20 protein-coding genes are annotated in these 21,576 nt (G+C 43.8%); 5 read left to right on the top strand and 15 right to left on the bottom strand.

The annotated features are described in order from the left end of the window. Window positions 1-129: 129 nt before the first annotated feature. The 10 genes from KNP88_RS06345 to KNP88_RS06300 all read right to left on the bottom strand — a co-directional run bounded on the left by KNP88_RS06345 (window position 130) and on the right by KNP88_RS06300 (window position 10,723). Window positions 130-285 carry a hypothetical protein gene (locus KNP88_RS06345; protein ID WP_167331094.1) on the bottom strand — a complete coding sequence of 52 codons (156 nt, stop codon included), beginning with the start codon at window positions 283-285 and terminating at the stop codon, window positions 130-132. A 101-nt stretch (window positions 286-386) separates the two neighbouring features. Beyond that, complete coding sequence (locus KNP88_RS06340) at window positions 387-818, bottom strand: methylglyoxal synthase (RefSeq protein WP_214892923.1); 432 nt, start codon at window positions 816-818, stop codon at window positions 387-389. Between the two features lie 121 nt (window positions 819-939). Next, the gene (locus KNP88_RS06335; RefSeq protein WP_214845846.1) at window positions 940-2,484 is read right to left on the bottom strand and encodes a fatty acid--CoA ligase family protein; all 1,545 of its coding nucleotides are present in this window, start codon (window positions 2,482-2,484) and stop codon (window positions 940-942) included. Window positions 2,485-2,609: 125 nt separating this feature from the next. Beyond that, window positions 2,610-3,497, bottom strand: coding sequence for an SDR family oxidoreductase (locus tag KNP88_RS06330; protein ID WP_159172707.1), 888 nt, complete (start codon window positions 3,495-3,497; stop codon window positions 2,610-2,612). Window positions 3,498-3,548: 51 nt separating this feature from the next. After that, window positions 3,549-4,538, bottom strand: coding sequence for a lipoate--protein ligase (lplA, locus tag KNP88_RS06325; RefSeq protein WP_029332843.1), 990 nt, complete (start codon window positions 4,536-4,538; stop codon window positions 3,549-3,551). Between the two features lie 33 nt (window positions 4,539-4,571). After that, window positions 4,572-5,255 carry a DsbA family oxidoreductase gene (locus KNP88_RS06320; protein ID WP_214892922.1) on the bottom strand — a complete coding sequence of 228 codons (684 nt, stop codon included), beginning with the start codon at window positions 5,253-5,255 and terminating at the stop codon, window positions 4,572-4,574. Between the two features lie 558 nt (window positions 5,256-5,813). Further along, window positions 5,814-7,487, bottom strand: a complete 1,674-nt coding sequence (locus KNP88_RS06315; RefSeq protein WP_214892920.1) for a glycerol-3-phosphate dehydrogenase/oxidase — start codon at window positions 7,485-7,487, stop codon at window positions 5,814-5,816. Window positions 7,488-7,624: 137 nt separating this feature from the next. Further along, a complete protein-coding gene (gene glpK, locus KNP88_RS06310) occupies window positions 7,625-9,115 on the bottom strand; it encodes a glycerol kinase GlpK (protein ID WP_214892918.1) in 1,491 nt (496 codons plus the stop codon). A gap of 28 nt (window positions 9,116-9,143) precedes the next feature. Beyond that, a complete protein-coding gene (locus tag KNP88_RS06305; RefSeq protein WP_214802676.1) occupies window positions 9,144-9,968 on the bottom strand; it encodes an MIP/aquaporin family protein in 825 nt (274 codons plus the stop codon). Between the two features lie 191 nt (window positions 9,969-10,159). After that, a complete protein-coding gene (locus tag KNP88_RS06300) occupies window positions 10,160-10,723 on the bottom strand; it encodes a glycerol-3-phosphate responsive antiterminator (RefSeq protein WP_088836476.1) in 564 nt (187 codons plus the stop codon). 155 nt (window positions 10,724-10,878) lie between these two features. Here KNP88_RS06300 and KNP88_RS06295 point away from each other — a divergent pair, with 155 nt between their 5' ends. After that, the gene (locus KNP88_RS06295; protein ID WP_251137150.1) at window positions 10,879-11,520 is read left to right on the top strand and encodes a YczE/YyaS/YitT family protein; all 642 of its coding nucleotides are present in this window, start codon (window positions 10,879-10,881) and stop codon (window positions 11,518-11,520) included. 44 nt (window positions 11,521-11,564) lie between these two features. Here KNP88_RS06295 and KNP88_RS06290 read toward each other — a convergent pair whose 3' ends face one another. Both KNP88_RS06290 and KNP88_RS06285 read right to left on the bottom strand, forming a co-directional pair. After that, window positions 11,565-12,308, bottom strand: a complete 744-nt coding sequence (locus KNP88_RS06290) for an ABC transporter permease (RefSeq protein ID WP_214892915.1) — start codon at window positions 12,306-12,308, stop codon at window positions 11,565-11,567. After that, the gene (locus KNP88_RS06285) at window positions 12,286-13,203 is read right to left on the bottom strand and encodes an ABC transporter ATP-binding protein (protein ID WP_214810688.1); all 918 of its coding nucleotides are present in this window, start codon (window positions 13,201-13,203) and stop codon (window positions 12,286-12,288) included. Before KNP88_RS06285 ends, KNP88_RS06290 begins: the two co-directional genes overlap by 23 nt. Window positions 13,204-13,358: 155 nt before the next feature. On the opposite strand from KNP88_RS06285, the gene KNP88_RS06280 reads away from it, so the two are divergent. The 3 genes from KNP88_RS06280 (at window position 13,359) to KNP88_RS06270 (ending at window position 17,041) form a co-directional block, all read left to right on the top strand. After that, on the top strand, window positions 13,359-13,850 hold the full coding sequence (locus KNP88_RS06280) for a GNAT family N-acetyltransferase (protein WP_214892913.1): 492 nt from the start codon (window positions 13,359-13,361) through the stop codon (window positions 13,848-13,850). Window positions 13,851-13,892: 42 nt separating this feature from the next. Next, window positions 13,893-15,491 (top strand): sensor domain-containing diguanylate cyclase, encoded by a 1,599-nt coding sequence (locus tag KNP88_RS06275; protein ID WP_214892909.1) that lies wholly within the window; start codon window positions 13,893-13,895, stop codon window positions 15,489-15,491. A gap of 86 nt (window positions 15,492-15,577) precedes the next feature. Then, window positions 15,578-17,041: a glycoside hydrolase family 32 protein gene (locus tag KNP88_RS06270; protein WP_214892906.1), complete on the top strand. Its 1,464-nt coding sequence runs from the start codon at window positions 15,578-15,580 to the stop codon at window positions 17,039-17,041. A 162-nt stretch (window positions 17,042-17,203) separates the two neighbouring features. On the opposite strand, the gene KNP88_RS06265 is transcribed toward KNP88_RS06270, so the two are convergent. Then, a complete protein-coding gene (locus KNP88_RS06265; RefSeq protein ID WP_088836469.1) occupies window positions 17,204-17,701 on the bottom strand; it encodes a GNAT family N-acetyltransferase in 498 nt (165 codons plus the stop codon). 266 nt (window positions 17,702-17,967) lie between these two features. On the opposite strand from KNP88_RS06265, the gene KNP88_RS06260 reads away from it, so the two are divergent. Further along, window positions 17,968-20,130 carry an ATP-dependent helicase gene (locus KNP88_RS06260; RefSeq protein ID WP_214892904.1) on the top strand — a complete coding sequence of 721 codons (2,163 nt, stop codon included), beginning with the start codon at window positions 17,968-17,970 and terminating at the stop codon, window positions 20,128-20,130. Between the two features lie 75 nt (window positions 20,131-20,205). On the opposite strand, the gene mscL is transcribed toward KNP88_RS06260, so the two are convergent. Both mscL and KNP88_RS06250 read right to left on the bottom strand, forming a co-directional pair. Next, entirely contained in the window at window positions 20,206-20,592 is a 387-nt protein-coding gene (gene mscL, locus KNP88_RS06255) for a large-conductance mechanosensitive channel protein MscL (protein WP_029332829.1), read from the bottom strand. Window positions 20,593-20,604: 12 nt separating this feature from the next. Continuing rightward, on the bottom strand, window positions 20,605-21,489 hold the full coding sequence (locus KNP88_RS06250; protein WP_159172715.1) for a Cof-type HAD-IIB family hydrolase: 885 nt from the start codon (window positions 21,487-21,489) through the stop codon (window positions 20,605-20,607). Window positions 21,490-21,576 lie beyond the last annotated feature (87 nt).

Here is a 21,576-nt window from a genome sequence, read left to right as displayed (position 1 = left end):
TCACTCCTGACTAAGTCCTTTTTTTGTAGTGTATCAAAGGAATTCCGCACAATTATGTGAGAACACTCCAAATGTGAAAAAAACGCCCTCTTTTATCCAAAAAGAGGCGCGTTTAGTCAGTAACACTATTTATTTTACGAGGCGCAACGATGGGTAGGTTGCACGTTCTACGTTCGTTTTAACATCTGTCGCAATATGACGACGTTCCGTCTTTACAATATGTGCTAAGAAGGTTGCTCCTCCACCGAGTAAGACCGTGACACCTGTCATTAAAATGATTTCCATTGTTTTCGCCGCCCTTTTCTATCGCAATTGATAATCAGTATCATCTTCAATACGACTATAACACGATGAAACGAAAATGAGAAGCGTTCTCAAGCAGTTTGTTACGAAGAAAATTTATCTTGTTCCTCTTCCCGTCGCTTTTGAATAATTTCACGCCATTTAAAATCACCTTGTTCAAGCCCATTAATTAAAATCTCAGCCGTCCCGACATTTGTCGCTAACGGCAAGTCATAGACATCACATAAGCGAATCAAGGCCGATACATCCGGTTCATGAGGCTGTGCCGTCAACGGATCACGTAAAAAGATCACGATGTCAATTTCCCCTCGAGCAACCATCGCGCCAATTTCTTGATCGCCACCAAGTGGTCCAGATTTACAGCGGTGTACGTCGAGCACCGTCGCTTCGACGATCCGCTTCCCTGTCGTCCCCGTCGCGTACAATTGATTCTTTGCTAAATAGTCCTGGTAGGCCCGGGCAAACATGATCATCTCATCTTTTTTCTCGTCATGTGCAATCAATGCAATGTTCATTTTATCGTCCTCCTCTCTAGAGTATATGCACTCAAACGCGCCTTCAAAAACCTCTCATTTTCATGAATAGACTAAAAAACCGACGATGTTCACGCTTGAACGTCGTCGGTTAAGAAGGATGTCATGAATTGGATGGTTGTTTTTTTAACACGGTCCGTAAAATTTTACCAGTCGTATTGCGTGGCAATTGATCAATGAATTCAAGACGTGTCGGACACTTGTATTTTGCGAGTGAAATCGCACAAAAATCGAGAAGTTCTGCTTCTGTGACGCTATCTTTTAACACGATAAATGCCTTGACGGCTTCTCCCATCTCTTCATCTGGTACACCGATCACGGCAGCTTCGACGACCCCTGGATGTTTATAGAGCACTTCTTCGACTTCACGTGGATAGACATTGTAACCACCAACGATAATCATATCTTTTTTCCGATCGACGATATAAAAATACCCATCCTCGTCTCTTCTCGCGAGATCTCCCGTATATAACCAGCCGTCGCGTAGCGTCGCTTGTGTCTCTTCCGGCATCTTATAATAGCCCGTCATGACATTCGGTCCACGGACAATTAACTCTCCGACTTGACCATCCGGTAATTCTTGTCCGAGTTCGTCCACAATTTTATTTTCGACATCGATGATTGACGGACCGATCGACCCCGGCTTTTGGATTCCATTTAACGGATTGAAGCACGTGACGGGTGAGGCTTCTGATAGGCCGTATCCTTCTAGTATGTGACAGTTGAACGTCTTTTCAAATGATTCAAGTAAAGGAACCGGTAAGCTCGCTCCACCGGAAACGAATAATCGGCTCGACGCAAAGTAATCTGCAAAATGCGGGTGGGCTTGAACCGTCTGAAGAAGGAAATTATACATTGTCGGTACGCCGGCAAAAATCGTAACTTGCTCTTTTTTCGCCAGTTCAAACGTTTCTTGGGGTGAAAAACGTGGTGCAATGATGATTGATGCTCCGTGTGCTAACGAAGCGTTAACGACGACCGTCAAGCAAAAGACATGGAACATCGGTAACACAGCGAGCGTCCGGTCGCGCTCTGACACATTTAAGTATTCACCAATCGATTGTGCATTTGATGTTAAGTTACGGTGTGAGAGCATGGCGCCTTTCGGTTTCCCTGTTGTTCCACTCGTATACAAAATGACTGCCGTATCATCGAGTTCATTCATCACGTCTTTGACCGGATGTTCGATGGAAAGCCAGTCTTCTAACGTCGTAAATTCAACATTCCCGATTTTTTCGCTTGGGCCAATTACTCCGTTAAACGGCACCGATACGACAACGGATAAGTTCGGTAAATGAACTAACCGTGCTTTTGCTGCTTCGACGAGCGGAGCGATCCCAAGAATTCCTTTAACGTCCCCATTCATCAAAATGTACCCGATTTCATCCGGTGTATATGTTGGGTTGATTGGAATCGCAATCGCCCCTTGCTTCATGATGGCATAATACCCAACTAAAAACGCTGGACTGTTCCCAAGTATCAATGCAACATGATCTCCTTTGCGAATCCCGTTCGCTTCTAATGCCCCTGCTGCCCGGTGGAACTTCTCGACAAACTCATGATAACTGACTTTCGTGTCTTCGAAGACGTAGGCGACTGCATCCGGACTTCTCCGGGCGGTCTCCTCTACAGAATGAATCAATCCCATCATCATTAACTTCCCCCTTCAAATGAACAACCATTCATTTTTTACGCAAAAAAAATCCATACATAACGCTTGCGTTAGTATGGATAGTATATCATTTTATGGAAACGTTTTCACGTTCTTTATCATTATCCGTTGACGATGACGCCACCATTGAGATGAAGCACTTGTCCTGTCATATAGCTCGAATCGTTACACGCTAAGAACACGTACGCGGATGCCATTTCTGCCGGTTGGCCCGGTCGATCCATCGGTGTATTTTTACCGAATGTTTTTACCGATTCATCGGGGAACGTCTCCGTGATCAACGGTGTCCAAATCGGACCTGGTGCGACAGCATTGACACGAACCCCTTGTTTTGCGAGATTCATGGATAAACTTCGCGTGAAGCTGACGATCGCCCCTTTTGTTGAAGAATAATCAATCAGAAGGGCATTGCCTTCATATGCTGTTGATGATGTTGTATTGATGATGGCAGATCCTTGCTTGAGGTGTGGTAAAGCAGCACGTGCAAGACGCATCATTCCAAAAATATTTGTTTTAAATGTCTTCTCCAGCGACTTGTCTTCAATATCGAGAAGCGAGTCTTCTGGTTTTTGCATACTCGCATTATTGACGACAATATCAAGGCGGCCAAATTTGTCGATTGTTTTTTGAACGAGTTCTTCACAATAAGCTGCGTCTCCAATGTCTCCTTTAGACAGGAGCACTTCCCCACCAAGCTCTTCGACACGCGCTTTCGTTTCTTCCGCGCCCTCTTGGTCGCCATAGAAGGCGATGACGATTTTCGCACCTTCAAGCGTATAGGCAAGCGATACGGCACGTCCGATTCCGGAATTACCACCAGTGATGATTGCGACCTTGCCTTTTAATTTCCCGGCCGCACGATAATCGTCACGTTCATAGTAAGGGAGCGGTTGATTATCCTCTGTTTTTGGTAACCCTTCTGAGACCTGTTCAAAATTGATGAAATCCTCTAACGTACCTTCTAAAAAGTTATCTTTATTGTAGCCCATAAAAAAAGCTCCCCCTATGCAAGTTGATAGAGAGAGTTTTCCCAAAAAAGCTTATGCTAAAACGTCGAGTACTTCGTCTAGTTCGACAGCACCAAAATATTTTTTTAATTCATACTGACTTAATACTTCCCGTAGTGACGCACGGTCGTATCGTTTTCCTTCTAATGCTTGAGCAATTTCCGAGGCGTCCGCGACACCAAAGAAATCTCCATAGATTTTCGCTTCTTGAATGATGCCCTTCGTAACATTAAGCCGGAAATCAATCGTTCCGATCGGGAAACGTTTTTTATGGATGACATCAAACTTCGGAGACTTGCCGAAGTTCCAGTCCCAGTTGCCATACCGTTCTGCTGAAATCGCATTAACCTTTTCCCAGTCTGCTTCCGTCAACGTATAACGCTCGATTTCTTTTCCTTCATAAATCGAAGCGAGCAGATGATCAACGAATTGATCCATCGTCAACGGTTCAGTTAAGAATTCAGAAATATTGGCGACACGACTACGAACTGATTTGATTCCTTTTGATCGCATTTTTTCTTCGCTGACGACTAACGCATTGACGACTTCTTCAATATTCGAATCAAGCATCAATGTCCCGTGGCTAAACATCCGCCCACGGGTCGTAAACTGAGCATTCCCACTAATCTTACGCGTTCCGACATGAATATCGTTTCGCCCAGATAGCTCAGCTTCCACGCCCAGTTTGTGAAGGGCTTGCACGACAGGCTCCGTGAACTTTTTGTAGTTATTAAACGAATCACCATCATCTTTCGTCAAGAAACTGAAGTTCAAGTTTCCTTCGTCGTGATAAACCGCTCCACCACCAGATAGACGACGCACGACGTGAATGCCATGATCCTCGACGTACTTCAAGTTGACTTCTTCATTCGTGTTTTGATTTTTTCCGACGATGATGGAAGGACCATTGATATAAAATAAAAAATAGTCTTCTTCATTGACGTTCAAGTTATTCAAGATGAATTCTTCGACAGCAAGGTTAATCCGCGCATCTCGAATTTCAGGGTGAAAGATAAGTTTCATGTAGGGTACGTTCTCCTTTTGTTAGCCTGGATTTTAGTTACAACCATCGACTCCGCAAGCATCACCATCTGCTACGACTTCAATCTTTTGTTCCGCTTGAATCCGGTCCATCACTTGGCTAAACGCTTCAACGGGTTGCGCCCCTGAAATCGCATATTTACGATCAAATACGAAGAAGGGAACGCCTGTCACACCAAGTTCGCGTGCCATCTCTTCTTCTTCCCGGACTTCAGTTGTTGAAGTATCTGATGCAAGGAATGCCTCAACCTCTTCTGAGTCGAGTCCGACTTCCTGCGCAACGCGCGTCAAGATTGACGGATCGTTCAAGTTCTCCCCTTTCATGAAGTAAGACTGAAAGAGTGCTTCCGATATCTCATCCATTTTACCATGTTTTTTCGCAAGTTGAGTCAAGCGATGAGCTTCAAATGTATTGGCAGGAACGACACGATCCATTTCGTACATTAATCCGTCAGCTTTCGCTGACTCAACGATGCCTTGTGACATATTGCGTGCTTCCTCGACTGTCGTACCGTATTTCGAAGCAAGAATTTCATATAATCCCATCGTCGGTTCAGCCGGTGCATTCGGATCGAGTTCAAAACTTTTAAATTCGACCTCGACATTTTTCATTCCATTCGCTTCAATTGCTTTTTCCAGACGTTTTTTCCCGATATAACAAAATGGACACGCGTAATCTGACCATACTTCTACTTTCATTTCAGTCCAACTCCCTTTGATTTTTCAGTATGGACTAAGCATAATCCTCAGCGACACCGCTTGCAATTAATCTGATTTCAAGTCATGGAAAAATGCCCCCGACGTATCGTCGGGGGCACAGCATGTCGATAAATGCTTATGAAGCGTGAACATGCGATAACGAGAGATAATCCAGTCGCGCTTCCCTGTCTCGCCTCGTCTTCAAAGCGGCAATCTTCCGCGCCGCTACAGCAAAGCTGCAGGGTCGCGACCGATTGCTTTTCGCTTAAAAAGCGATTCGAGACGGATTGCGCTTTAAAACGTCTGCATGCCCGGCTTCCCGTCACGGTATTACCTAAAAAGCGTCACGTTTCGTTGACTCCTACGGGGAAAAGTGCGTTTTTAACGCACTTTCAGAGGCAGGCAAGACCCTGCTTGTTGTCCGGTAGGATCAAGGAGCAACGGCTTGCGCCTCGCCCGAGGAAAGTAACGAAAAAAGACGCTTGATCTCCCGATGGCACTTTGTCTACAGTGTGAAAAGCCCCCGACGACACGTCGGGGGCTTTTCACTTATTTCATTCAGTTAGCAGCAGAAGCTGTTTCAGTAACGAGTGCGTGTGACGCATCGTTAATTTCAATTTCTAATTCTTCTGTATACTGTTTCGTTTGTTCTTCCGTCCAGTTCAAGTGTTGCTTCATCTCTTCGATGACTGCGTCTTTATACTGACGTGCCCAAGCGATATTGAAGAAGACAGCTCCAGTCCGACGAATAAAGAAATCGACTGGACGTGCGACCATTTCTTGCTCAATTCCATAATGGAGCTGTGCATAAACATCACGCGGAAGTTTTGTTTCTACTTGATCGTAAGCTGCCGCATACGTCAATACTTCCGAGATGTTTGATCCGTAACGTTGCGCAAGGAACAAGACTTCTTCTGAAGTGAGTCCGTTTGCTGGTGCTTGCGATTTCAAGAACCGTTCGAAACCTTTTGCTCCGTCGACATGTCCACCTGAGATCGGCATATTTTTTGTTGAACAACGCGCATAGGCACGGTTCGTTTCTTCTTTTAATAGTTTCGCGACCAGGTTGACAACATGCTCTGCCATTTTGCGGTATCCTGTCAATTTACCACCTGCGATTGTGATGAGTCCTGACTCTGACTGCCATACTTCATCTTTCCGTGAAATTTCAGAAGGATCTTTCCCTTCTTCATAAATCAATGGACGAACACCAGCCCAGCTTGACTCGACGTCTTCCGCCGTGACTTTGACTTCTGGGAACATGTAGCGAATCGCGTCTAAGACATAATCTTGATCTTCGACAGTGAATTTCGGATGCGCTGTATCTTTATCGAAGAACGTATCGGTTGTTCCGACATATGCTTTACCGTCACGTGGAATCGCGAAAATCATCCGACCGTCTGGTGTGTCAAAATAGACTGCTTGTTTGAGTGGGAACTTAGATTGGTCGATGACAACGTGAACCCCTTTTGTCAGACGAAGTTGTTTCCCGACTTTTGAACCATCTTTCTCACGTAACTCATCGACCCATGGTCCTGTTGCATTCACAACTTTTTTAGCACGGATTTCATGAACATCTCCTGTTAAGAGATCTGTCACACGCATACCGACGACTTTACCTGCTTCGTAGATGATTTCTTCAGCTTTCGTATAGTTGACGACACGTGCTCCGTGACTGACGGCTTCTTTCATGACTTCAATCGTCAATCGTGCATCATCTGTCCGGTACTCGACGTAATAGCCGCCACCTTTTAATCCGTCTTGTTTGACTAACGGTTCTTTTGCGAGTGTTTCTTTTGCAGATAACATCGAACGCCATTCTGAACGTTTGACACCCGCTAGGAAATCGTAGACACGGAGTCCGATTGACGTACTGAACGGTCCGAATGTACCACCTTTATGCATCGGTAGTAACATCCACTCCGGTGTCGTAACATGTGGTCCGTTCTCATAGACGATTGCTCGTTCTTTCCCGACTTCAGCGACCATTTGAATTTCAAATTGTTTCAGGTAACGTAAACCACCATGGACGAGTTTCGTTGAACGACTTGACGTCCCGGCTGCAAAGTCTTGCATTTCAACGAGACCGATTTTCATGCCGCGTGACGCAGCATCAAGTGCGATTCCTGCGCCTGTAATTCCGCCACCGACGACGAGTATGTCAAGTTCTTCACGCGTCAATCGATTGTAGACGTCTGTACGGTTTTTGCTTGAAAAAGATTGGTTAGCCATGAATAGTTCCTCCTGTTAGGTTCGAAAAAGAAAAAAAGAGACCACAACGAACAAGCTGACTATGCCAACTGCTGTTGTGGTCTCTCCATATTCTCCGACCGGTTTATTAACTTATACCCAATATAACATATGTCACATCATTTAAACAACATCGTAGCTTGGACAGCTTTTTTCCATCCGCCATATAATGCATCGCTTTCTGTTTCATCCATCTCTGGTTCGAAACGACGATCCATTTTCCAATGTGCCGCGATTTGCTCTTTGTTCTTAAAGAATCCGACTGCGAGTCCTGCAAGATACGCAGCACCAAGTGCCGTCGTCTCATTGATTTCCGGACGTTCAACTGGTGCATTGATGATATCGCCTTGGAACTGCATTAAGAAATCATTTTTAACAGCACCACCATCAACACGAAGTGCCGACATTTCAATTCCTGAATCTTGCTCCATCGCCGTCAAGACGTCGCGTGTCTGATACGCAAGCGACTCGAGTGTCGCACGAATGAAGTGTTCTTTTTCTGTTCCACGCGTCAGGCCGAAGACTGCTCCACGGACGTCGCTATCCCAGTAAGGTGTCCCGAGTCCGACGAATGCCGGAACGACATAGACGCCGTCTGAAGAAGTGACACGTTTTGCGTAAGCTTCCGTTTCCTTCGCATCATTAATGAGACGTAAGCCGTCGCGCAACCATTGAATTGCTGATCCGGCAACGAAGATGCTTCCTTCGAGTGCATATTCGACTTTTCCGTCGACACCCCAAGCGATCGTCGTCAATAAGCCGTGATCCGAAACGACTGGTTTTTCTCCTGTGTTCAACAACATGAAGCATCCTGTACCATATGTGTTTTTCGCCATTCCTTTTTCAAAACAAGCTTGACCAAATAATGCCGCTTGCTGATCGCCTGCTGCTCCAGCGATCGGAACCGACTCACCGAAGAAATGATAACCTGCTGTATTCGCATAAATTTCAGACGACGGACGGACTTCAGGAAGCATGGCTTTAGGCACATCAAGAATCTCAAGTAATTCGTCATCCCACTTCAGTTCATGAATGTTGTACATCAATGTCCGACTGGCATTTGAATAGTCTGTCACGTGCGCTTTTCCACCTGACAACTTCCAAATCAACCACGTATCAATCGTTCCGAATAAGAGTTCTCCTCGTTCTGCACGTTCTCGTGACCCCTCGACGTGATCGAGGATCCACTTGACTTTTGTACCTGAGAAGTAAGCGTCAATTAAAAGACCAGTTTTTGAACGGAACAATTCACCATGACCCGCTTCACGTAACTCTTCACAGATTTCAGCTGTCTGTCTGGATTGCCAAACAACTGCGTTGTGAATTGGCTTACCCGTTTCTTTTTCCCAAACGACTGCTGTTTCACGTTGGTTCGTAATCCCGATTCCAGCGATTTGATTCGCTTTTACGTTCGCTTCTGTTAAACATGTTGCGACAACTGCAAGGACTGTACCCCAGATTTCATTCGCATTATGCTCGACCCAACCCGGTTTTGGAAAATACTGCGTGAATTCACGTTGGGCGGAATGAACGATTTCCCCTGCTTGGTTAAACAGAATCGCTCGTGTACTCGTTGTTCCTTGGTCTAATGATAAAATGTAGTTCTCCATCTCTTCCCCATCCTTTGTATCTAGTAAGTTAAGCTGACTTTGACGCTACTGACGTTTCTTTATTCGGACGAATACCGAATTTATAGCATAAACCTAAAATGACAATTGTCACAAGTCCGACGATAATGAAGGCCGGTGTATCCTTGCCTGAGAAAACAGACCGATAAAATAATCCACCTAAGCTTCCGCCTAATACGGGACCGAGTACTGGAATCCAAGCGTAACCCCAATTCGATGATCCTTTTCCTGCAATCGGTAAAATGAAGTGTGCGATCCGCGGTCCTAAATCACGTGCCGGATTCATTGCATAGCCTGTCGTTCCCCCGAATGACATACCGAGACTAACAATCAAAAAGCCGACGATGAGTGGATTCAAACCATCCGAGAACGTATTAGCACCAATCGATAAGATTCCGACGACGAGCAGGAACGTAGCAATCAATTCACTGACAACGTTTGCGAATGTATGTGGAATAGCGGGTGACGTTGCGAAAACACCCAATTTTGTTGCCGGGTCTTTTGTTTCTGCCCAGTGCGGTAAGTAATGAAGATAAACGATACTGGCACCGACGATTCCACCTAAGACCTGCGCGATCATGTATCCTGGTACATCTGCCCAAGCAAATGAACCGTCAAAGGCTAATCCGAGTGTGACGGCAGGGTTCAAGTGGGCTCCACTGAACTGACCGACGGCATAGACGGACAACGCTACCGCAAATCCCCAAGCAAACGTAATGACAATCCATCCAGCGTCTTTAGCATACGACTTTGATAGCGAAACCCCTGCCCCGACTCCGTTACCTAACGCAACAAGTAAGGCTGTTCCTAAAAATTCTGCTAGTACTGCTGACATGTTCTATTCCCCCTTTTATAAAAATAGCAACAAAAAAAAAGAGATTCACACTTCCTCCCTCTTGAGAATTACTCAAAGGGAATAAAAGCGTGAATCTCCGATTTCTCCGTCACTGTGTATTAACTTAATGTCACTATAACAATCGATGAAAACGCTGTCAAACACTTTTTGTGCGTTTTATCATAGCGCTTTCATCGTTCAGGTTCAAAATGTCGCCACAACTCTTTATTGGACGTCGTAATACTCGACGCACCCGCTGCAATCGCTTGTTCTACTTCCTCGACCGTATCAATCAACCCACCCGCAAAAACGAGTCGTCCCGTTTTTCGTTTAACTTCTTCAATGTATTTTGGCATCAATCCGGGTAACACTTCGATATAATCAGGCTGAGTCCGCTCCATCAATTGATAACTTTTTTCGAGTGAACTAGAATCGAGCAGGAACATCCGTTGCATCGTTTTAACTTTCTTTTGACGCGCCTTTAAGATGACGCTCGCTTTCGTCGAAATGACACCATATGGCTTTAATTCCTGACAGACGTACTCCGTCGCGTATTCATCATTTTTTAGTCCTTGAACTAAATCCATATGCAAAAACATTTTTTTATCATATCGATTGGCTAATTCATAAACCGACTTTAAACGCGAGACGTGCATCTCGAGTAACACCCCGTATTCATACGGACTTTTCAGCATTTTTTCAAAGTCCTCAAGTTTCCTGACGGACGGTAAAATTTTCTGACCAAAATAAGTCATCGTCTCTCCCCATTTCTTTGAATTGTTTTCAGTATGTCGTGTCCAGTAAGGGTTTCGCAATGGGATTTCCTGAATTTCCATGAAAAGAATCAACACTTTTAGGGTATACCTTAACGTAAAACTGTCTGAAAAGGAGGTGAGAAGCGTAGCATCACTTGCTACGTTCCACCATGAGTCAACAAAAACGAATTACGATTTACTTATTTTCCATCATCATCAACGCCTTAGGGAACAGCTTTATGGTCACCGCCGCAATCGGGAGTGCTCCTTGGACTTCCGCCAGCGAAGCTTTAGCGAGAATTTCACCTTTAACGGTCGGGTTAGCAATCGTTTGTCTGCATATCTTCGCGCTCGGCAGCGCTCTCGCTTTAGGAAGTCGTTTTAGTTGGTGGACAATTATTTTAAGTTTTTCGCTCGTCGTTTTATTTGGTGTTGCGATTGACTTTTTCTTAGCTATTCATCAGCTACTCTATGTGCCATCGAACCTTGTAACCCGTTCGGTTTATATGATAATCGGGATGCCGATGATTTCATTAGGTCTCGCCCTTTATCTACAAATAGGTTTCGTCTTAATGCCGCCTGATTACTTGATGAAATCGTTAATCAGTCGTTTCAAGAGTACGACAATCGGTGCGACGATCAGCTTAGCAATCCCTTTCCTCATCGCAAGTGTTCTTTCCATCGTCGAACACGAATTGATTGGGATTGGTGTCGGAACCTTTGTGTTCTTATTATTGAATGGTCCGTTAATTGAATTTTTCCAGCGGATTTTCCCGATTTCCAATCGAGTGAAGTAATTAAAAAATCCCGCCCTCACGAATCATTTGAGGACGGGATTTTTTTACGTATATGATTTCTTTTGGAAGATTAAAATTGATCCACCGAGCAATACTAAGATATGCGCAAGTACAAAGAGCACGGAGAATGTCAATGTCGTATCCATTTGATTAGCCATCTCTGCCATTAGTGAACCATCGAAGTACATCGACCAATCGAGGTGCATGAAGACGATCCATTTCGCGATTTCTGGTTTAAAGGCAAGCAAGACGTTCCCGGCAATCGAAGTAAAGAACTGAGCAAGTACAGTAAAACCGATGATCATTCCGACGGAGCGGAAAACGAGCGAAAAGAATAACGTCATGAAAATCGTAAAGATTGGACCTACCAGTTGTAACCAGGTATCCCGCATGACGAGTGGGTCTCCAGCTTCAGAGAACGGAAATGACAATGCGTATGAAAGCAGGACGATAAACAGGAACTGACCGAGCATGATGAGAACGGAAAACGCTAATTTCGAGAAATAAATCGTCATCCGGGAATATGGACTCATCAATAAATGTTTCATCGTATCATACCGGACTTCATTACCGATCGCTTCAGCTGTGAAGACGATTGTGATGATACCAAGCAGTGCAATTAAAACCATCGACGTGATTGAATAAAATTCACTTCGCGTAAAATCGATATCATTTGTCTTTGCGATTATGATGATTCCAATCGTAACGAGTACATACAAGGCCAATACGATTTTCGATTTTTTCATCGTCCACCATTTCATCCATTCATTTTGTATGAGTGAAAGCATGTGAATCCCCCTCTTTTTTCGTGACTTGCAAGAATTGTTCTTCTAACGTCATCCGTTTAATGGTTAACTCGTGTAAATCAGCAATCGGAACGACTAGGCGAGCAATTGCCGGGCATGCCGTTTCAGGAGCCGTAACGACGATTCGATCATTCCACAGATCCGCTTGATAGTTTGCTGCTTTAAGTGCTTCAAGTACGTCTTCCGTTTCTTCCGTCGCAACACGTAATAAAATTTTCGATCCCGTCTCATTGCGGACGGATTCGACAGATTTGATGACACCTTGATCGATGATGGCATACCGGTCGCTAATCTGCTCCATTTCACCCAACATATGACTCGATATTAAAATCGCAATCTGTTGATCCCGAGCCATCGCCCGTAAATATTCACGCAGTTCTGCGATTCCGGCTGGGTCAAGCCCGTTCGTCGGTTCATCGAGAATGAGAACACGCGGATTATGTAATAAAGCGCGGGCAATTCCTAAACGTTGTTTCATCCCAAGAGAATACTCGCCGACTTTTTTCGACAGCTTCCCTTCCAGCCCAACGAGACGGGAAAGTGCCTCGTAGTCGACTTCACCTAAACCTGGAATTAAGTTTTTCGCATGAACGAGGTTTTGCTTCCCTGTCATATACGGATAAAATGCCGGATTTTCGACAATCGCTCCAATTTGCGTCAATGCTTTCGAACGCTCCTCGACGACATCGTGTCCATTCACGGTCACTTTACCTTCGTCCTGCTCTAACAACCCTGTAATGATTCGAATTGTCGTCGTTTTCCCTGCACCGTTCGGACCTAAAAATCCAAAGACTTCTCCGGGTGCAACTTCAAAGCTGACATCTTTTAGGATTTGCTCTTTTCCGAGCCGCTTCGAGATATGTTCAATCTTCAACATTTTTTTCGCCTCCTCATTTCTTTCACTCTACCTTTACATTGTACGGGAAATAAAAGAAAAAGTTCCTTTTCTTACAATTATGTAATCAAAACCCACTTGCTCTTTGTATAATAAAAGCATTGAATGTTACGAAATTGATGAAAGAGAGGTTCGACATGGACGTTACGTTTATTGAAATCACCCCAGACCACTTTAAAGATGTTCAAACCATTTTTAATCACAACCTGGCATATGCTCAGCTAGAAAATCGTCAACTTCCTTTAACTCGTCAAGCATTCACAGAAGAGTTCCTTAACCCCGAAACCGTCAGTCTTCTATGTCGAAGTGATGGGGGACCTTTTGCAATTATCGACTATTTGCCTGAACATCCACGGGACGGATCAACTTGGATTGGTCTCTTTTTGATTGATGGCCGCTATCATCACCAGGGAGTCGGTACAATCCTTTATCATACTTTTCATGAACGCTATTTAAAGAACAAAGACGTCATTCGTTTAGCTGTTCTTCCAAAAAATCAAATCGGACAATCTTTTTGGCGAAAACTAGGTTATATTTTCGAACAGAAAAGTATTTCTAATACGAACCAGGAGGTCGAAGTTTTCGTCAAATTTCAAGACACGTCGAGGAACTATGATAAAATAAAGTAGAATACGTCATCGTATATTTACAGGTGAAATGGAGCTCACTAGATGCAAAAGTTATCAATTCGTTTTGATGTGTTACTTGCAATGCTAATTGCCCTACTCTTTTTTACAGTGACCTTATGTTTAACCTTTTTTATTAGTGACCGTGCAACAGATCGCCTAAAAGAAGAAGTCGGAATGACGTTGTCTGCGACTGCCTACCAGTTGTCCGATAAACTCGACCATTACATGTGGTCACGGGCAGCAGAAGTTAATCTACTTGCTACGCTTCCGACGCTTAAAAATTCAGCAGACGTTCCTGTCACGCGAACGACGTTAGAACAACTCCAGCAACAAATTCCTGATTTCTCTTGGATTGGTCTACTCGATGCGAACGGTACAGTGCGTGCTTCGACGGATCAAATCTTAGAAGGGCAATCGATTCAATCACGCCCCGTCTTCCAAGAAGCGACAGAACGCCCATTCATTGGTGATGTCCATGATGCCGTCTTGCTTGCAAAACTGCTTCCCAATCCGAGTAATGAACCTTTACAGTTCGTTGATATCAGCACCCCTATATTCACTGATGGTCGATTGACTGGCGTCCTTGCAGCGCACCTGAGCTTCGCCTGGGCAAAAGAAATCGAACAAAGCTTTAAGAGTTCAACCAAACAAATCGAGGGTTTAGAATTTTTCATCGTCAGCGAAAATCAACGGACTGTTTTACTCGGACCGAATGAGTGGCGCGGTAAAGCGCTCCCACAGAATCTCGTCGAACCCGTCGAGTCCGGTTATCATGTATCGGAATGGTCTGATGGAAATGTCTATTTGACCGGCTCGACTAAAAGCCAAGGCTACAAAAACTACGATGGTCTCGGCTGGACGATTCTTGTCCGTCAACCAAGTGAAATCGCCTTTAACGACGCCATCCTATTGAAGAAATTTATTTTTTTCGCTGGACTGATTGCTTCCATCGTTACTGCCGTCATCGGTTGGTTCATCGCGCAACTCATTACGAAACCACTCAAGAAAATTACACTGGCTGCTGAGCAGATGCAACACGATCATTCAATCTCAATCCCGTCCCATAAAGGAATTCGAGAAATCACCGTTCTATCGGTTGCCTTACGTCAACTGATTGCTCAGCTGTCTGATACAGAACAGCAACGAACGACGTATGAGACGTTAGCGCTCATCGATCCGCTGACCGGTTTACCGAACCGAAACGGACTGTCGAACTACTTACATGCGATTTCTTTAAATGAAACGCCCGAAATCTATCTCTATATTGATTTAGATGGCTTCAAAGCAATCAATGATCGATTTGGACATCAGACAGGTGACGTATTATTAAAAGAAGTAGCTGAACGTTTGAGCCAGATGAGACGCCCGAACAGTATGATCGCACGACTTGGCGGAGATGAATTTTTAATCGTTTTGAACGATGTCGTACCCTTCGATTTACTCGATCAGTACGGAACAGAAATCATAGCGTATCTTTCAGATTCCTATGTCATCGGTCAATCCACACTTCAGATTGGGGTAAGTATCGGAATTGCGACGCGACGAATAAACGAATCGGTTGAACAAGTCATCCACCGTGCTGATATTGCACTATATGATTCTAAAAAACTTGGTAAAGGTCGATTGACGTTCCATCGCTAACATTAGACATTGACAAGAGGGAACGCTCTCCGTAATGTAAGCAAATAGAAGAAAAAATATAAATAAATGCATAAGGAGCTGTCAGCATGAATCAGTGGACACGCGAGGCACGCTATCGCCCCCTCTCAGATATCGCACCGGAAGTTTATCAAACAATGAAGGAAGAAGTAAGAAATTCTCCTTGGCGGTTTTCTTACCATATCCAACCTCCAACCGGTCTCCTAAACGATCCGAACGGTTTTGTATATCACGACGGAACGTATCATTTATTTTATCAGTGGTTCCCACTTGGACCTGTTCATGGTCTAAAGTATTGGTATCACATGACATCAAAAGATTTAGTCCATTGGTTTGACGAAGGCGCGGCACTTATTCCGAACGATGATGCAGATTCCCATGGTGCATACTCAGGTAGCGGCTTCATTAAGGATGGTGCTGTCCATATTATGTATACAGGAAACAAACGCGATGCAGATTGGGTACGGCATCCAAGTCAAATCGTTGGTCATTTGCGTTCGGATGGTCGCATCGACAAGCACTTACCTCCTGCGATTCCGAACGTTCCTGCAGGTTACACAGAACATTTTCGCGACCCGAAAGTCTTCCAGGAAGCGTCTGGTACATGGTATTGCATCATCGGAGCTCAGCGCGACGATTTAACGGGATGCACCGTCCTCTATCAGTCGGAAGATGCTGAAACATGGACGTTCCTCGGAGAGTTGAAGACACAATACCCTGACTTTGGCTACATGTGGGAATGTCCTGATTACTTCGAACTCGATGATAAAGGTATTTTATTATTCAGCCCACAAGGCATTGAGCCGGACGGGGACGCTTATCAAAACATTTTCCAATCCGGATACATGATTGGGGAAAAACTAGCTTTGCCTGAGTTAACGTATCAACACCATGCCTTCTCAGAACTCGATTTCGGGTTTGATTTTTATGCCCCCCAAACGACGCAAGCAGCAGATGGACGCCGGATTTTAGTCGGATGGATGGGCTTACCAGACATTTCATATCCGAGCGACATGTATAACTGGGCTCATGCATTAACACTTCCACGTGAACTGACGTTGCAGGAAGGACGTTTGAAACAACTGCCTGTCCGTGAACTCGATCTTCTTAGAAAACGTACAATTTACGCGCAATCTACTGAAATTAATCATGCGATGGTGATTGCCCAAGCAGAGACATTTGAACTCGATCTATCAAACTTAGCACTTCAAACAACGCAGTTCGAGATACATGTTCGAGCCGCTGACCAGGAAGCAACCGTCCTAACTTATGATGCGATGACACAACGCTTTACGCTTGATCGTAGTCGTTCTGGCGCTGAAGTTCCTGCTGTCGATTACGGTACGACACGTACTGTTCAATTAGAACAACCGTTACATCAACTACGGCTATTCGTTGATCGCTCATCAATCGAAATCTTTTTGAATGACGGTGAAGCTGTCGCTTCCACTCGCATTTTCCCGAAATCAACGAGTCAGGATATTACGTTAATCGGTGATTTGACAGCGGATATTGCGATCTACGAATTGTAAATATAAAAAGCACAGCACTTTTAGACCGAGAGTCCGAAACACGTGATTTGCTCTAAACAAGATTAAAGAAGGGATTGCCATCTAAAATCGATGCGCAATCCCTTCTTTGATTTCGTCCTGTTCAAAATCATCCGATTGTATCTCAAGCCTTTTCGATGGTACTCAACGCTCTAATTGCGTTTCTTTTTGCAAGCTAAAAGCGAGTATGTGTTGTTCGCCGATTGGTCCCATGACTGATTGGAGCGTATCTACATAACCGGTTTTAAAATATAACGATTTAGCCGCGATATTTTTTTTATTGACAGCTAATGTAATGGCAGTTACTTGTGGAAAGTGTTGCTGAACGAATTTTGGTAGCTGCAACATCGCTTCTTTGGCATACCCTTGTTTTTGATGTTTAGCATCAATCGAAAATGCACGTAAGAGAACACTTTGTTCTTCTGTCCGATGCGTTTTCGGGGGGTTTAAGTGCAAGATGAAAAAGCCGACGACTTCCAAGTCTTTTTTGATGACGACAGGAAACTTATCTGGATTTTCTAACGCTTCCGTTACGACACGAGTCGGGAAAGTCGTAAATTGAACTTGTTCTTCCGGAAGTATAAAGGCATCGCATTGCTCATAGTGTTCATCCGTATACATAAATAATCTGATTTGAGACATGGTTTTTTCATCCTTCCGTCTATTTCAAAAAGAGCTACTTTAGCTCACTAGACTTACATCAATTCCCATTTTACACTGATTTTAAGTTTTATCCTATACATAACTCACCGAAAAACGTAGTCACTTCTCATTCTTTCTCACATCAAGATTTCTGTTTCGTTCTAATATTATTCCACTTCTTTTACTTCCTTAATCAATTATGATGTCGGAAATGCTAAACTAGGGAAAGAAAATCGAGTTTACAGATGTTAGAGGTGAAGATTGACATGTCCGATGATTTCTTTAAAAAAATGGAGCTTGAAACTGGTACGAAGTTGAACCCCGTCCAACGTGCTGCGATTGAGCATGATGAAGGTCCGCTTCTGTTACTTGCTTCCCCCGGGTCTGGTAAGACAACTACCTTAAACTTTAAAATTGCTTATTTAATCTTAGAAAAGAAAGTAAATCCACGAGCGATTCTAGGTTTGACGTTTAGTAAAGCAGCAGCCCATGAAATGGCGGAACGGTTTCACGGTTGGTTTCATCATCTTATTGGGACGACCGCGTCCTTTTCCACCATCCATAGTTTCGCTTTTCAGGTCGTACGCGATTATGCGTCATTGAATCAGCTACAATATACGATCATCGAAGGTGCTTTGGAAAAGACAGCGAATCAGCCGATGCATAAACGAATGGTATTACGTCGTATTTTCCAGGAAATAAACCGTAGCGTCATCACAGAAGATCAAATGGACGAGTTGTTACGGATGATTTCTTTTGTCAAAAACCGTCTCCTCGTCGAAAAAGATATTCGTACATTAAAAACAACGATTAAAAACTTCACAGAAATCTATCTTGCATATGAACAATTTAAACTGCGCGATTCCTCACATCCTTTGATGGATTTTGATGACATGTTGACGTATGCCAATACAATTCTTGCTGACGATGCTTCTTTGTTAGCTAACTATCAACGACGTTTCGAATATATATTGACGGATGAAAGTCAGGATACCTCTCTCGTCCAGCATCAACTCGTTGAAAAATTGGCTCTTCCGCATAACAATCTCTGTGTCGTCGCTGATGATGACCAAACTTTATATAGCTGGCGTGGTGCCGATGTTTCGAAGATTATCCACTTCAAGGACACGTACCCGGATGCAACGGTTTTGTATATGGAACAAAATTATCGTTCGTCAAAAGAAATCGTCGAAACGGCGAATCAATTCATTCAACGGAATAAAGTACGACATCCGAAAAAAATGTTCACAGAAAATCCATCCGTCCGTCCGATTACGATTGAACAGCTTGCTTCTTATGAAGATCAAACGCGATATGTCATCAATCAGTTGCGGCAGGAAACGAACTTTGAGGAAGTCGCGATTCTTTACCGGAACAATGCATCGTCAATCAATGTCATGAATGCACTCGATTTAGCAAATGTTCCATTTTACATTAAAGATGTCGATCATAAATTCTTCAGTCACTGGGTCCTAAAAGATATTTTACATTTTATCGAATTCGCCCAGGATCCTTCCGACATCGATGTATTGGCACAAATTCATACGAAGTTTGCCGGCTATATTTCTAAAGTCCAGTTGCAACGCCTCTATGAATTACGTAATGGTGAACATGCGTTTGACTTGTTACTTCAACATGTCGAGATGAAGTTTTACCAAAAGAAACAATTAAAAACGATGAAAACTGTTTTCGCTTCGATTCAAACTGCCCGTCCGGCTGCTGCTCTTGCTTTGATTCGTAATGAACTCGGATACGAAAAAAACTTACGTAAGATGAGTGACAGTCTTGGATTCAGTATCGATTATTTACTTGAGATGTTGAACACGATTGAAAATGTCGCCAGTGACTTACCGACCGCTCTCGCATTCAAGGAGCGTTTTGTTCACTTAGAGCAACTGATGCGTGATGCCAAGTCCAATAAACATCAAAACGCAGTCACGCTTTCCACGTTCCATAGTGCAAAAGGACTCGAATTTAATCGTGTCTTCATGATTGATTTAATCAATGGCGTTTTACCATCATCAGATAATATCAAATCCTATAAAGATGGTCAGCTCGAAGAAATGGAAGAGGCTGCTCGGTTGTTCTATGTCGGCATGACACGAGCACGTCATGAACTCCATTTGATTTCGTATCGCTACAAATCAAAAGTCGTCGAAGAATCGATTTTTGTTGGCAACGTGCGACAAATCCTGAATCCAGATGCCGCTAAACGACAAAAACAGCAAGCACAAGTTCGACCGAGTATGCGTCCTCCAGTAGAACTATTACCAATCGAGGAAAAGATGCGGATTGCCCATAAATCATTTGGCGAAGGGACTGTTCTTCATTTAACAGGAGACGTTCTCGATGTTCAATTTGATCAAGGTATCGAAAAACAATTTTCCCTTCAAGTTTGTTCAGAGAATCAACTCATTTCCATTTTATAAGAAAAACCCGCTGCATTTTCTACTGCTACGACGAGTAGAAAAGCTGACGGGTTTTTTCTTGATTTAATTTTCTACTTAAATACGATCATCGTTTCGACTTACGAGTGCATCTCGAATTTCTGTAAGCAGTCTTTCTTCCGTCGTCGGTTCCGGGACTTCTTCCGTAACTTCTTCTTTACTTCGAAAACGATTGATAGCTTTGACGAATAAAAACAACGCAAAGGCAATTAAGATGAATTCAATCGTTGCTTGAAGAAACTGTCCATACAATAATTCTGCACTCCCGACGGACACTGATAATCCTTTTACATTTACTCCACCAACCACGATGCCAATCAACGGCATGAAGATACTGTTGACAAGCGCCTTGATGATACTACTAAATGCTGCCCCTAAGATGACACCAATCGCTAAATCAACGACATTTCCGCGAAAGGCAAACTCTTTAAACGCTTTAAACATATTATCCTCCCGTTAAGACCACGTTCCGGCTGCAAGTTGACTGATTGCATGACCGACACCATGTTCATCGTTTGTTTTCGTGACGTGAGCGGCAATCGCTTTTGCATCTTCATGTCCATTCCCCATCGCAATCGCAACACCTGCGACTTTGAACATCGGAACGTCGTTTAAGTTGTCACCGATGACTGCGACCTCATCGATTGATACACCTAAGTGCTTCGCTAACGTTTTGACAGCAGTTCCTTTATCGGCACCGACTGCCATGACTTCGATGTTATCGTGACCAGACGACGTCACATAAATGCCGTCAACTTTTTCTTCGACTTCTTTCCAAATCTTATTCATTAAGTCTTGATCGAACGAGAATGAGATGAATTTAAAGACTTGTCCCGCCTGATTTCGGATGAAGGAACGGAACCCATCAATCATTTTTACATCTTCATTGACGTAATAGCGTTTATAGAAAAAGTCGAGAACTTCTTTCGCACGGTCACTTTCACGACTCATATCTTTTAATGAGTCATACGCTGCATCGATTGTTGCGCCTTGCGCTGTTACGAGACCTTGATCACAGAACATCTCGAAAAACACTTCATATTGGCTGATGATACTATAAATTTGTTGCGCTTGTTCAGCCGTCAACGTCGTTGCGCTCAGTTGTTCACCCTCGCGCGTCATGACACGTGCACCGTTCGATGCAATGATTGGACAAACGATTCCTGCTTGATCCGTTAATTCCTTCGCATTTAAGTAGTTCCGCCCTGTTGCAATCGCAAAATCGACGCCTTGTTCCTTTGCCGCCTTAATCGCATCAATCGTTTCCTGTTCGATTTTTTGATTACTCGATAAGACCGTACCATCCATGTCGGAAATCAATAACTTGATTGCTTTTGCCACTTCATCCACTCTCCTTTATCTTTTTCAATCCCACTATACCATTTCTCTTTTTCTTTGCCTTCTCAAACCTATTTCGAACGAATCGTG

Source organism: Exiguobacterium sp. H66 (assembly GCF_018618705.1).
GTDB lineage: Bacteria > Bacillota > Bacilli > Exiguobacteriales > Exiguobacteriaceae > Exiguobacterium_A > Exiguobacterium_A oxidotolerans.
The sequence above is the reverse complement of the archived record's forward strand: the minus strand, read 5'-3'. Positions and strand labels throughout refer to the sequence as shown.